At 46.1% G+C, this 13,454-nt stretch carries 10 protein-coding genes; 2 read left to right on the top strand and 8 right to left on the bottom strand.

Going from position 1 to position 13,454, the window contains the following annotated elements; all coding sequences use genetic code 11:
• Positions 1 to 39: 39 nt before the first annotated feature.
• From M2444_RS24750 to M2444_RS24740, 3 genes are all read right to left on the bottom strand, one after another.
• Positions 40 to 696 (bottom strand): XTP/dITP diphosphatase, encoded by a 657-nt coding sequence (locus M2444_RS24750; protein ID WP_094878473.1) that lies wholly within the window; start codon positions 694 to 696, stop codon positions 40 to 42.
• 1 nt (position 697) lies between these two features.
• On the bottom strand, positions 698 to 1,456 hold the full coding sequence (gene rph, locus M2444_RS24745; protein ID WP_280788260.1) for a ribonuclease PH: 759 nt from the start codon (positions 1,454 to 1,456) through the stop codon (positions 698 to 700).
• Between the two features lie 164 nt (positions 1,457 to 1,620).
• Positions 1,621 to 2,742 carry a GerMN domain-containing protein gene (locus M2444_RS24740; RefSeq protein ID WP_179281759.1) on the bottom strand — a complete coding sequence of 374 codons (1,122 nt, stop codon included), beginning with the start codon at positions 2,740 to 2,742 and terminating at the stop codon, positions 1,621 to 1,623.
• 272 nt (positions 2,743 to 3,014) lie between these two features.
• Between M2444_RS24740 and M2444_RS24735 the strand changes: the two genes are divergently transcribed.
• Positions 3,015 to 3,623, top strand: coding sequence for a phosphatidylglycerophosphatase A family protein (locus M2444_RS24735; protein WP_094878470.1), 609 nt, complete (start codon positions 3,015 to 3,017; stop codon positions 3,621 to 3,623).
• A 736-nt stretch (positions 3,624 to 4,359) separates the two neighbouring features.
• Here the strand turns inward: M2444_RS24735 and M2444_RS24730 are convergent.
• The 5 genes from M2444_RS24730 to M2444_RS24710 all read right to left on the bottom strand — a co-directional run bounded on the left by M2444_RS24730 (position 4,360) and on the right by M2444_RS24710 (position 11,575).
• Positions 4,360 to 5,367 (bottom strand): MBL fold metallo-hydrolase, encoded by a 1,008-nt coding sequence (locus tag M2444_RS24730; protein WP_348536933.1) that lies wholly within the window; start codon positions 5,365 to 5,367, stop codon positions 4,360 to 4,362.
• A 96-nt stretch (positions 5,368 to 5,463) separates the two neighbouring features.
• Entirely contained in the window at positions 5,464 to 6,198 is a 735-nt protein-coding gene (locus tag M2444_RS24725; RefSeq protein WP_280788258.1) for a class I SAM-dependent methyltransferase, read from the bottom strand.
• Between the two features lie 149 nt (positions 6,199 to 6,347).
• Complete coding sequence (locus tag M2444_RS24720; protein WP_094878469.1) at positions 6,348 to 8,039, bottom strand: glycoside hydrolase family 13 protein; 1,692 nt, start codon at positions 8,037 to 8,039, stop codon at positions 6,348 to 6,350.
• Positions 8,040 to 8,110: 71 nt separating this feature from the next.
• Complete coding sequence (locus tag M2444_RS24715; protein WP_280788257.1) at positions 8,111 to 9,760, bottom strand: response regulator; 1,650 nt, start codon at positions 9,758 to 9,760, stop codon at positions 8,111 to 8,113.
• The gene (locus M2444_RS24710) at positions 9,761 to 11,575 is read right to left on the bottom strand and encodes a sensor histidine kinase (protein WP_094874329.1); all 1,815 of its coding nucleotides are present in this window, start codon (positions 11,573 to 11,575) and stop codon (positions 9,761 to 9,763) included. It abuts the gene before it with no gap.
• Positions 11,576 to 11,925: 350 nt separating this feature from the next.
• Between M2444_RS24710 and M2444_RS24705 the strand changes: the two genes are divergently transcribed.
• Positions 11,926 to 13,290 carry an ABC transporter substrate-binding protein gene (locus tag M2444_RS24705; protein WP_094874434.1) on the top strand — a complete coding sequence of 455 codons (1,365 nt, stop codon included), beginning with the start codon at positions 11,926 to 11,928 and terminating at the stop codon, positions 13,288 to 13,290.
• Positions 13,291 to 13,454 lie beyond the last annotated feature (164 nt).

Here is a 13,454-nt window from a genome sequence, read left to right as displayed (position 1 = left end):
CCAATGGCTTTTGGATACCCTGTTTTGTATAAAAAGGCTCTATTCCTGTGGTAGTTCGCCTTCAGCTGCCAGCTTCTTCTCCAGCTTCGCTGTTAGCATTCGCAGTGCAGCTCCTCGATGGCTGATATGCTGCTTCTCTTCTAGCGTAAGCTCTGCCATAGTTTTTTCATGCTCCGAGAGATAGAAGAGCGGGTCATAACCAAATCCGCCAGCACCGGAAGGTTCTGAGGTAATCCAGCCCTCGACTGCACCTTCTGCGGTTAGCTCCTGCTTGGAAACCGGATCATACAGCGACAAAGTGCAGACGAACCTAGCTGTGCTCAGCAAAGGCTGGTCAGTGTCTTCCCCCTGCTTCAATCGCTCCAGCTCGCTAAGCAGCTTCAGATTATTCGCACCATCCGTAGCATCTTCACCAGCATAACGTGCAGAGTACACACCCGGCTGACCATCCAAGGCGTCTACGCAAAGACCCGAATCATCGGCGAGGACCGGGATTCCAAGGGCATCACCTACGGCTTTGGATTTTTTAAAGGCGTTCTCGGCAAAAGTGGCTCCGTCTTCTACCACATCGGGCAGATCCGGATAGTCGTACATACTTTTCACTGTCAGCCCTAGCGGGGCAAAAGCATGCTCGAATTCACGTACTTTCCCCTTATTCTTCGTCGCAACAATAAGAATACCGCCGTCAGACTTCATGCTACACCTCTTGGCCCGGCTGGCCGGAAGGGATTTTGAGAGCAATCGCTCCCAGTGCTTCTTTCTGCGCAGCAATCAGTTCATAGATTCCCTTCTCACCTAGACCCAGTAAAAGATCCAGCTCTTGACGAGTGAACGGTCTTTCTTCACCAGTCCCCTGAAGTTCAACAAAGGCACCGCCGCCAGTCATCACTACATTCATATCTACTTTTGCTTTGGAATCTTCTTCATAATTTAAATCCAGCAGCGTTTTATCCCCTACAACACCGACACTGATTGCCCCCAAGAAATCTGTTATAGGAAACACAGGCAACTTATGCTGAACTGTAATTTTGTTAATCGCAAATGCCATGGCAACAAAAGCACCTGTAATCGAAGCGGTCCGCGTACCACCATCCGCCTGAATCACATCACAGTCCAATGTAATACTACGCTCGCCTAACGCTTGTAAATTCACTACAGAACGAAGCGCTCGTCCGATCAGCCGTTGGATCTCCATGGTGCGCCCGGTAAGCTTACCGCGTGCAGCTTCACGCTGATTACGGGATTGAGTGGCCCGAGGAAGCATCGAATATTCTGCGGTTACCCAGCCTTTTCCTTGTCCTTTAAGAAACGGAGGTACTTTTTCCTCTACTGTAGCCGTACAAATGACTTTGGTATCTCCCATTTCTATGATCACGGAGCCCTCAGCATATTTATTCGTTTGGGTTGTTATTGTCAGCGGCCGTAATTGGTCGTCGTTTCGCCCGTTTGATCTCATCTTTTCTGCCTCCTACATCGTATAGCTAATAGTTTAGCGTGAGTCCCGTCTCCCCGTTATAAATAGCGAGTCGTATACTGCTTGGGACGCAACGTTTTTTTGAGCAACTTTTATTCTACCAAAGAGGAGGCACAAAAGCATCTTTTAAACCTTACAGAGTCATTCTATAACGGGATCTCATTCAAATATTCTGGTGCGGAAACAGGTTTGCTGTAGTCCACATTATCTGTATCAGTAATCGATTCCTTGCCGTTTAAGCGAATTTGCACAAGAGAATCATCTGAATTTTGAGCAACCGTCAGTACGACCGATTCCAGCATTTCAGCGGGTACACCTTTACCATCTGTGAACATATCATCCGTCAAAGATACGGTAACTACACCGTTCTGCCCAGCGTCAACGGAATCAAGTATCGTTCCCTCCGTCATGACCATTTCCAGCCCATTTCCGGATTCAGGACCTGCGATCAATTCGTTCAAAGCAGCAGTCAGCTGTTCTTGTCCAGCGGGTACAAAACGGGTTACAGGAACATAATATTGGATACCGTCAGGAGATGTTGTGGAAAAATAAACAGTAACCGCACTGGAGTTCATCAGAAGAGGACCTTGCTTCGGCAAATTAATGCCCATTGTGCGGGTTAATGGACGATCCAGCGGAGTTCCTTGAAGCGGCATCTCTGTGAGCTTTTTACCATCTACCCAGAGCTGTACGCTTTTAATGTCATCTTGACCGGTCAGCGTCCAAGTGATAGCTTCGAGGATTTTACGTTCCTCTAAAGGATCATAATTATTGAATTCTGAATTAAATTCGACAACAGCTGAATTCGACTTGTCTATCGTAACATCTTTTACTTCCGTTCCAGCTGGAAGAACGCCTTGGAATCCTTCAGGCACTGATGAGGCATATTTCCCCTTGCTCACTAATGCCATTAACGAGTTTTTAATTGCGCTGGAATCTTTGCTCTTTGGCAAGCTGAGGGATACCGGAGCGAGTAATCCATTACCATCTTCCAAAAATACGGTTGTCCGATCTCCGGAAGCATTGCTCTGTGAAGTTTTGGTGTTGCCTTTAACCGTGGTCTGTGTATCATCCTGTGTCACCGGACCGAATACACCTGAATCCAAAGTAGTATCTCCACTAGTCTGTAACATTTGCGCTTCCACCTCTGGTGGCGGAGCGTCAATCGATGCCGATTCTGAACCAAACAATCCACAGCCAGACAGTGTCAGTGGAACTGCGATCAGGAAGACTGCGGAGATTCCGCGGATTTGTTGCATAGGTTTCATCATTTATTACCCCTTTCAAGGTTAGATAGGCTTTGTACTGCTATGTATACGAGACCTTTGTCCAAAAAATAACAACAGCTTATCCTAAATTGTTGGAAAAGCCTTTGGACTACTTCTTCATCTCAAGTAGGAGCTGGATTTCAGGTCACTGAAACTTCCCTCTCTGGACAAATACTTCCGGTAAACGTACAATCTGAGGTAACAACAGTCCTTAACATCATACTAACGTTTGCTGTAATGAAATGACTTACTAAACAACGAGGTGAATGAACATGGCTGATGAAAAAATCGAAAAAATACCGTACAGTCTGAACAGCAAGGCCGTCGCAGATGCGACCAAATTCTGGCTGAACAAGCGTGGAGTAACCCTGGAAGAAATCGCGGAACTCGTTATGTTCCTGCAACAGAAATACTATCCGAATTTAACGATGGATGAATGTATCCATAATGTAGAGATGGTGCTTAGTAAACGCGAAGTACAAAATGCAGTACTCACAGGCATTCAATTAGATGTAATGGCAGAAGAGGGCAAGCTGTTCTCCCCACTTCAGGATATGATCGAAAATGATGAGGGATTATACGGCGTAGATGAGATTCTTGCCTTCTCTATCGTGAACGTATACGGCAGTATCGGATTTACCAACTATGGCTATGTGGACAAGCTGAAGCCAGGTGTTCTTCAAAGGTTAAATGACAAAAGCACCGGACAGATCCACACCTACCTCGACGACATCGTCGGAGCCGTGGCGGCCGCAGCCAGTAGCCGAATCGCACACCGCAAGCAAGCGGAACGCGAAATTGAGCTGGATTTGCCTCATACACCGGAGGACCGCGAAGAGGCCGCTAGGAAACTTGCGGAATATGATGAAACGCCAGAGTGAGTTTCGGATGCATCAAAATGAGGAGTTCCAGATATATCAAATGAAATATCAAATGAAACTCTGAAACAATCGCTTTTTTGTGAGTAGCGGGCGAGGGGTTCTACGGTGGGGGTTATGCTGTGGAGGTTCTACAGGGCTCGTTGGCTATAGGGAAATCCTCCCTATAAAATAACGATTTTGGCTCAAATCCAGAGATTATACGGAATTCTTCCCTATAATCTCTATGAAAATCTCAATTTATAGCCAAATCAGTAGAATTATAAGGAGAAATTCCCTATAAACAGCTCTAGAATCCTTAAACCCAAAATTACAGGGTGAAATTCCCTATAATTACTACCAGCATTTAGCTGCACCACATATATCATTTAGTTGCACGACTTTTGAAGCGTTTCGCCACGTTGTCGGACTTAGGAGACGTTATACTCACAAATCACCCTTAATTTAAATACTTTCGGATTCCAGAGACGCTATTCGCTCAAAAATGACCCAAAAGACTATTCTGCACAAGTAATAACGCCTTTCCGGTCCAATACTAACCTCAAATGCCCTAAAATCCACGAATAGCGTCATCTGAGTCCGAATACATACGCTAACGCATGAATATGGAAGTGATCGAAGGATGATAAGAGGGACGGAGGGACAAGGTTACTCAAATACAAAAAAGAGCAGTCCCCACAATCAGGACTGCTCTTGAACAAGTTATACTTTCCAGTACACTTCGATCTTACAAGATACTCTAACTGATATGCTCTCCTGCACTTTCAGCTGCGGCGAACAAGAAGCCGCCGTCTGCCTCCAGCATGACTGCCCGTCCCCGGCGCACCAGCTCCGCCAAATGCGCCAATGTCTCACTCATCGCAAAGCGCATCTGGTGAACGGTGGTTACCCGGCTGCGAAACAAAATTTCGCATACCGCGAATCCGCTAAGCGGACCGTTGGCAAGCAGAGCCGCCGCTGTATCCAGCCGCTCCTCATGATGAGCGAGAAGGCTGTCTACCCGGTGCGCGAAGCCAGCGAAGGGCTCGCGATGCCCCGGGAACGCCATGCTTACCCGGTAGCTGCCCAGTTCACGTAGCCCCTGAAGGAACGTCTTCAGCGGCTGTGGATCGCTGCCTGGCAGCAGGCTTACATTGGGCGAGATCTGCGGCAGCACAGCGTCTCCGCAAATCATAAGCCCGCTGCCAGCATGATACAGGCTAACATGCCCAGGCGCATGTCCGCCGGTAACAATGAGCAGCCATTCACGGCCGCCCATCTTGAAGGTCTCCGCCACATTGAAATAAGACACGACAGGCTGTGGCTCCACTTGGGAATTAAAGCTTTCCAAGTGCGCTTTAATTCCGTTCGACCACTGATCTGTCATCCCATGCCGGGTGAAATAAACCGGCAAAATCTCATTTATATCCAAGTCATGTCCCGCACCGTTCCCTGCATTCTTCGCGTCTTTCCCCGCATCATCACCAAAGCCCCCCCACATCAACCTTGCCTCCGCATGGGCGCGCTCCGTCATCCACACCTTACAGCCACTGTGCGACTGCAGCCAGCCGGCTAATCCGTAATGGTCGGGATGGTGATGCGTGACGACGATATCCCGCACATCATTCCACGATAAGTTCAGCTCCTGCAGGATGCCGAGCCAGCAATTCTCTGTATCCGGGCTACGCGGACCGGGATCAATAATTGTGACTCTGCCCTCTTCATCAGGAAGGATGTAGCTGTTCACTTGACGAAGAGGCGAGTCCATGGGCACCGAGATCTGGAGAATGTTCTGATCCCATGAAGTAATCTCCGCCTTAGACATGGAGCGTTCACCACCTTTGAATCTTTTTCCGGATACCATCTACGGACGTATTCCACCAAAGATCATCCGCGTGGACCTTTCTGCATCATAAACCTCATCTTCATAGCTGCCATGTACAGCTTCGAGCTGTAAGCCTGCTGCCTCGATCATTTCCTTGAACTCCTCCAGTGAATATAGCTTCACACGCTCATGATATTGACGAGGTGTAGGGTCATTTTTAGTGGTTAAAATGATGTCCTTCTTCACATACCCATCCTCGATCTTGCGTGACTCCTCAATCAAATTGTCTCCATCCTCACGTTTAGAATGCGGCACCAGATGACGAATCACATACGCAGGATTCAAAAAATCAATCACGAACTTGCCACCCGGCTTCAGCAAACGATAAATTTCACGCAGAACCTTTACTTGCTCCTCATCTTTTTCAAAATAACCAAAAGAAGTGAACAGATTAACTACGGCATCGAACCCTCCATCCAGTGGTAAATCACGCATATCGGAACGAAGCCAGGTTACCTTCTCCGCCCCGACTTGAGATCGAGCCTCACGCAGCAAAACCTCCGACAAATCTACGCCGGTAACCTCGTATCCTTCCTCCGCAAGTGCCAGAGAATGACGTCCCATCCCACAACATAAATCCAGCACTTTTGATCCTGGAGGCAGTCTCAGCCAGGCGATCATCTGATCCACTTCTTTACGTGCGCCACAGAAATCCCGGTGTTTATATACGATCAGATAATCTTCTCCGAAGCTGTTTTCATACCATTCAGTCATGTTGTCCCTCCTCCTACTGACGTCATCTCGCAACTCCACTTCATCTATGCCAATGTAACGCCATTGTACAGTCTTTTGCTGACAAACTCAAAGAAGAGTCATCATCATAACCACTTGGCCTTTAATGACAACTCTTATTGAAACTTCCTTTACTGAAGCTGCTGCAAATAGACTCTTGCTTCATAAGGACGAAGCTTGAGATCTTGAATATCCTCGTTTTTCTCCACGGTATAATTAGAAATTAACAGCTCCATGTTCTCTGGCTTAAACTCTGCCGGCCATTCAAATTCAGGCGATCCATCAAAAAAATTCAAAATAACCAACAATCGCTGATCCTCTAAAGTTCGGGTATACGCATATATCTCCGTGTGCTCTGCAAGCAGTAGCTCATACGATCCGTAGACGATCACCTTATATTTTTTTCTTAACGCAATCAGCTGTTTATAGTAGTTATAAATGGAATCCGGATCTTTAACTGCATTGCCGGCATTAATCTCCATATGGTTGGAATTCACTTTAAGCCAAGGTTCACCCGTTGTAAAACCACCTGCATGTCCATCGTCCCATTGCATGGGGGTACGGGCATTGTCTCGGCTTTTATGATGAATCGCAGACATAATCTGCTCTTCCGGAACACCGTTTTTTCGCTTTTCTTCATAATAATTAAGGGTCTCCACATCCCGGTATTCATCAATGGAATCAAAACATACATTCGTCATGCCAATTTCTTCTCCTTGATAAATGTAAGGGGTGCCTTCCAGCATATGAATAAAGGTCGCCAGCATCTTAGCCGAAGGAATCCGGTAAAAAAGATCGTTCCCGAACCTTGACACCGAGCGCGGCTGATCATGGTTACATAAATAGTTTGCATTCCAGCCTCTGTCATGCAGAACCATCTGCCAGTTGCTCATGATTTTTTTCAGCTCAAGCAGACTCCAGGGCACCACATCCCATTTTCCGCTACCCGGCGAAGCGGCATCCAGAAACATATGTTCAAACTGAAAAGTCATATTCAGCTCCCGACGTCCGTCCCCTACATAATCCAGCGCCTGCTCTGGTCCGAGACCCGAGGTCTCTCCTACTGTCATAATATCGTAGAAATATAACACCTTATCGTATAGATTCTGTAGCAAGGTATGTACATCCTCCAGATTGGAGAACATACCATAGGCTCTTACAGTAGGTGTTCCGTTCGGGTTGTCTGCATCTGGATACCCTTTCGTCTTCACGATATGTGCAATTGCATCAAAACGAAATCCGTCCACGCCCTTCTTCAGCCACCACTCCACCATCTCATGCAGCTTATCAATGACTACAGGATTTTCCCAGTTCAGATCGGGCTGGTATTTGGAGTAGAGATGAAGATAATATTCATCCGTCACCGGATCAAGCTCCCATACCGAGCCACTGAAATAAGATTCCCAGTTGTTCGGAGGACCGCCATTTTTACCTTTTCTCCAAATATAGTAGTCCCGTTTAGGATTGTCCTTCGACGACCTGGATTCTACAAACCAAGGATGCTCATGTGACGTGTGGTTCAGCACCAAATCCATCATCAACTTCATTCCACGTGCGTGTAACTCCCTGAGCAACCTATCAAAATCATCCATCGTACCGAATTCCTTCATAATGTCACAGTAATCACTGATGTCATACCCGTTATCATGATTAGGTGATTTATAAATAGGACAGACCCAGATCACATCTACACCTAGGTCCTGTAAATAATCCAGTCTCGATATAATGCCTTGTAAATCTCCGATTCCATCTCCGTTACTATCCATGAAGCTGATCGGATAAATCTGATACACGACGCTTTCTTTCCACCATTTGGGGTTCATAACTCCGTTACCTCCTATTTAGCTATATGTAGAGTTTAACCACACAGAGCCTAGTAGATAACAAATTCCCCCTACTTCCCTAATCCCTTTTGATATTGTGAAGGTGTAAGTCCAGTCCATTTTTTAAACGTAGCACTGAAGTGACGCTCTTCACCGTACCCTACCAACTTTGCAACGGCGTACATCTTTAGATTTTGACGGAGCAGCTTTTTCGCTTCTTCTACCCGGTATTGATGCAAGTAATCGAGAAAATTCACACCAAGCTCCTGACGGAATAGCGAACTTAAATAAGTATTAGAAACATAGGCTTCCTTCGCGACATACTCTAGTGTCAGATTGGTATTATATTTATTGCGGATGATCTCCATGGCAGTGACTACTGTGCGATGCAGCGGACGATGTTTGGAAAAGGCCTCCACCACGTTCTGCATAACCTTATTCAAAATCGTAGACAATTCTTCCAACGTCTCTATCTGTGGAGCCTGCTCCATCCAATTGACCAAATGCTGCTTCCATTCGAAGCCAGCAACTTGTTTCTCTTGCGCAAGTCTCTTTAATCGAACTACAAAAGCAGTTACCCGGATATTCACCTCTTGCTTGAGACATCCCGGGTTGCCGCGAAAACGATCCAGCCATTTCTCCAGCAGATCGAGTGCCAGCTCATTGCTCCCAGCACCAACAGCCACAAGCATCTCATCCTCCAGCACATGTAACTCAGGATCATCTAATATCCCGATTTCCTGTGCGCCACCCCCAATAACTCCCGAGCCTTCTGTATAAAAATAAACGCCGCCTTTCCCGTTCAGAAAGCGGGATTCCATGGCCTGAAGCGCTTCTTTATAAGACAGGTGAGCTTCGGAAATATTCAAGCGACAGGAGCCAACGGCAATACTGATCGACAGTTTGAGGTATTTCTCCAGATTACTTTGCAGCTGCTCAATCTGCTCCTTCAACTGAAGGGGCGCTCGGTAAGGCTTGCGAGGATCCGTTCCGGCTATGCCGCTGCCAATCCAGAGCAAATTATTGCCGTCATGAAAAGTCTCAATCTTTCCTCTATAGATCGGTGACAATGTCTCACTGATAATATTTAACGCGGCGTAACGAATAAGTACGAAATCCTGTCCCGTACTTCCAGTGGAAGGCGAGTCAAAATCGAATCTGACAAGACCAATCTGCGGCCCTTCTGAACCAATCGCCATAGATAACTCTCCGATCAGCTCTTGTCGCCGTTCTAGCGGAACCGGTGGATGGTAAATCCACTGGGATAGAACCTGACTTTTAACAAGCGGTGCATTTTTATGCCAGGAACGATCTCTTTTAAGCTGTTCATCCTCCTGATTTCGTTGTCTTTCAATAAGTTCCTTGGCCTTCAATACCGTCTTCAGAATTTCCTCAGGACGGCATGGCTTCAGCACATAATCAACAACACCTAGGGCGATTGCTTGCTTCGCATAAGAGAACTCGTTATATCCCGATAAAATAATGGACCGGAATCCGTAACCTCTGCGCCGTGCGACTTCAATCAGCTCGAGACCACCCATTTGTGGCATACGAATATCCGTTAACAAAAGATCGGGCTGTTCATTCTCCATTAGAGCCAGTGCTTCACTTCCATTCCCCGCCTCGCCCATGACCTCAATTTGATGAGACTTCCAATCAATCATATTTACAATGCCCTCACGGATCGTATCTTCGTCTTCAGCAATCAGCAGCTTCATCATTTATGGACCCTCCACAGTGATATGAATAATAATACGTGTGCCTGCTCCTTCTACACTCTCTAGTTGTAAAGAGGCTCCTGCAAAAAATAAGGCCAGTCGTTCCTGCACATTCATGAGCGCAAATCCTGTGCGTCCTACATTGTCTTCCTCAGGTAAAGAATTCCCCCTCGCTAAACGTTGATGTAGCTCTAGAAGTCTATCTGCCGTAATCCCTACACCATTATCCTGTACCTCAAGCACAATAGTCTTCTCTATACGGTAAGCGCGAACGGATATTAGTCCACTTCCAGACAGCGGCTCAATCCCGTGAATCACTGCGTTCTCGGCTAGTGGCTGCAGCAGCAGCTTCGGTACTGTGAAGTCCTTGATACTCTCATCCAAAGAAATTTCGAATTCAAAACGCTCCTTAAAGCGATTTTTCTGCAGGAACAAGTAATTGGACACCAGCTCCACTTCCTGTTCCAAAGTAAACGTATCACGTCCATCATTTAAGCTCAGTCGGAACACTTGAGATAGAGAATACACCATATCGGCAATTTCTTTATCTCCCTTCTTCTCCGCTTCCCAACAGATTGTATTTAACGTGTTATATAAAAAGTGAGGCCTGATTTGAGCTTGAAGCGTTTTCAACTCTGCCTCCTGCTGCTTCATTCTTGACGCGTATACATCGTTGATGAGCGATTTAATCCGCTGTACCATAAGATTATAACCATGCCCGAGTAAGCCGATCTCGTCATTTCCTTCAAAAAATACCCGCTGCGTAAAATCACCTGTCTGCAGTCTGCGCATCGAACGGGAAAGCTTCTTCAGTGGTTTCGTGATAGCGGCAGCTGCCAGCCAAGTAACCATTAGACTAACTACTAAACACAGAACAGCGATCGTCATCGTGACCTGTAAAATCTGACCGAGCTCTTTAACAAGCTGCCGCTTGGAATGAGCCACCACCACATACCAGCCTGTCGTCTCCGATTGCAGATGTGACACAATCCACTGTTTATGATCCGCTGTAGATTCCAGCCTTTTTTTCACAGTCAGCTTAGGATCGCTGTCCGCAAAATACGGAAGTTCCAGATCTCTTTTGCCAATCCAGCCCGGATTCGAAGCCGTAATAATCAGCCCGTCCCGGTCAATCACGAACATATCTACATCATCTTCAGCATTGTCGAGATATTGGCTACCAATCTTCCCTGCATCCACACCGATCACAGCGAGTCCTGCCGGCTTTAATGTGTAAATATTCTTGATGATTCTGGAAAGCACAATCTTATGATAATGATCCCCTACAAAAATGCCGTCAGTCGGCCTGGATAGTCCAAAGGTTGGGCTGCCTGCTGCTTGAATAGCTTCTTTATAATACGAGGTTTTGATAAAATCCGAGAACTTCATCCCTGTCGTCAATCCTGCCTGATTCGCAGCAAAAGGCTCTGCTCCGTTGTTATCGTCTAAAGAATACAGAATTAGAGATTGTATAGAATTGCCTGCAACCATAAGATTGGTAACGGTCTTAAATACAGAATTACGTTCCTTTTGTGCTTCAGACGAAGCTAAGAGCCGCTGCACACTTTCATCCAGAAAGAGTGTATTCGAAAAAGATATCATGCCTCGCACCATCTCATCGATCTGCTCTGCTGTTTTTTTGGTAAGATGATCCTGTGACTGTTTCATTTTCTCCACAACCTGCTGTGAAGAGATCTGATACGAGTTCCAGCCCATAGCGAATATGGTCACCAGAAGCAGGGGGACGAACCATAACAACAGCTTAAATTGGAGCGGAAGATGGCGATAACGGCTGACTAAGCGAAAGTTTCGATTCATGAGAACCACCTTGTTATAAGTTCTTACATATAGAAAATGATGTGTAAACCAAGTATAACTGAAATTATTACACCCTGAACCGGCTTTTTACATTCGCTAAAAAATGCCTACATCATTCTTAAATATGAACCATGTTTCTATTTGCCAGAAACTCTTAAGATGAGGATGCAAGCAAAAACGCCTTCGGACGTCTCTTATAGACGGTAAGCGTTTATGCGAGAAATATAAGGATAATGTATAGCGTGAAACTTATACTTTCTTATATTTCAAGAAGAAACGACGTTGTCGTCTTCCTGGATGGATAACAATCGTTTCTTCAAAATACATCATTCTAAAAAGGTGGGTTTTTGATGAAAAGTAAAGGAATCAAGCTAATGCTTATGAGTCTAATGCTTCCAGCTCTGCTTGCAGGCTGTGGTGGCGGAAATAACAACGCGAAAGCTACAAATGCTCCTGCAAATGACAAAGCCGAAGCTACTGCCGAGGCAACAACGAACGCACCAGCCGAAAAAATTACACTGAAGTTCTTCACCGCACTTGCGGATCGGGCAAACGGTTCAGGCAAGGTGGAGCAAGACATTATCGACGCTTATATGAAAGAGCACCCTAACGTCAAGATAGAAGTGGAAGCGCTTCAAGATGAACCTTATAAATCAAAAATTAAAGTATATGCTTCCAGTAATCAGATGCCTGATATCATTCAAGCTTGGGGCCAGCCTTCTTTCCTGAGTCCTCTGCTCGATAATGACTTACTGCTTGAACTGAACAGCGCTGACTTCGAAGGTGATCAGTTTGTTTCCGGTTCCATGGACGGCTTCAGCAAAGATGGCAAACTGTACGGATTGCCACGTAGTGCCGACTATATGGTCATGTTCTATAACAAGAAAATCTTTGCTGACAACGGCATCGAGGTTCCGAAGACTACCGCTGACCTGCTCGCAGCTGTTAAAACATTGCGTGCCAACAAGATTAACCCTATCGCTATGAATGGTATGGATGCATGGACACTGCCAATCTGGTATGAGTTTGTTGCTCAACGACAAAATGGTGATTTTAATAAGATGGATGAAGCTGTTGCCCGTAAAATATCCTTTAATGATCCTAGCCTTGTTGCAGCTGCAACTGAAATGCAAGATTTCGCAAATGCTAAAGGTTTTGCCGACGGCTGGCTGACCGCCGATTACGGCGCAGCGCGTAACTTGTTCGGACAAGGACAAGCCGCTATGTTCTTTATGGGCGCTTGGGAGTCTGGCCTGGCTACAGATGTGAACTTCTCTGAAGAATTCCGCAATAATGTAGGCGCATTCGCTTTCCCTGGTTCAGATAAAGGTAAATCCACGGATGATGCTGCTTGGTACGGTGGTGGATATGCAGTAAGTAAAAACTCCAAGCATCCTGAAGCTGCTGTTGATTTCTTGAAGTATTTCTTCGCTCCTGAGAACTGGTCCAAGATGTTATGGCAAGCTGGCGCGGGTACACCTGCGCAAAAATTCGATGAATTCTTAACTGGTAATGAAACTCAGCTCCAAAAAGAACTAGTGGATGTCTTCAGCTCGATGACCTCTTCTAGCGGAACCCCGCTACAGGATATTGGTAACGACGAGTTCAAGCAAAAGGTAATGGAGGCTCACCAAAGCCTGCTCTCCGGCGCTATGAATACAGCTGAATTCGCCAAAGCGCTTGACGCTGCGTCCGATAAATTGGCTGGTAAATAAGCTCTAATACTAGTAAGTACATGGATTACGGCGCTTCTAAATTAACATCATAAATAGTAGCGTACAACCCCCGACTCTCCCCAGAGGCCGGGGGTTTGTTTTCGAAAAAATGTGTACAATCATCTGAAATATACGGCATGTTCCATGGGCTAGCTACCCGTTAC

It is taken from the genome of Paenibacillus sp. PastF-3, assembly GCF_029893135.1.
GTDB classification, from domain to species: Bacteria; Bacillota; Bacilli; order Paenibacillales; family Paenibacillaceae; genus Paenibacillus_AQ; species Paenibacillus_AQ nitricinens.
This window is presented reverse-complemented; position numbering and strand designations above follow the sequence as displayed.

Excerpts from the sequence above, each read along its gene's own strand:
- M2444_RS24750 (WP_094878473.1), bottom strand. The coding sequence starts at position 696 with ATGAAGTCTGACGGCGGTATTCTTATTGTTGCGACGAAGAATAAGGGG.
- rph (WP_280788260.1), bottom strand. The coding sequence starts at position 1,456 with ATGAGATCAAACGGGCGAAACGACGACCAATTACGGCCGCTGACAATA.
- M2444_RS24740 (WP_179281759.1), bottom strand. The coding sequence starts at position 2,742 with ATGAAACCTATGCAACAAATCCGCGGAATCTCCGCAGTCTTCCTGATC.
- M2444_RS24735 (WP_094878470.1), top strand. The coding sequence starts at position 3,015 with ATGGCTGATGAAAAAATCGAAAAAATACCGTACAGTCTGAACAGCAAG.
- M2444_RS24730 (WP_348536933.1), bottom strand. The coding sequence starts at position 5,367 with ATGGACTCGCCTCTTCGTCAAGTGAACAGCTACATCCTTCCTGATGAA.
- M2444_RS24725 (WP_280788258.1), bottom strand. The coding sequence starts at position 6,198 with ATGACTGAATGGTATGAAAACAGCTTCGGAGAAGATTATCTGATCGTA.
- M2444_RS24720 (WP_094878469.1), bottom strand. The coding sequence starts at position 8,039 with ATGAACCCCAAATGGTGGAAAGAAAGCGTCGTGTATCAGATTTATCCG.
- M2444_RS24715 (WP_280788257.1), bottom strand. The coding sequence starts at position 9,760 with ATGATGAAGCTGCTGATTGCTGAAGACGAAGATACGATCCGTGAGGGC.
- M2444_RS24710 (WP_094874329.1), bottom strand. The coding sequence starts at position 11,575 with ATGAATCGAAACTTTCGCTTAGTCAGCCGTTATCGCCATCTTCCGCTC.
- M2444_RS24705 (WP_094874434.1), top strand. The coding sequence starts at position 11,926 with ATGAAAAGTAAAGGAATCAAGCTAATGCTTATGAGTCTAATGCTTCCA.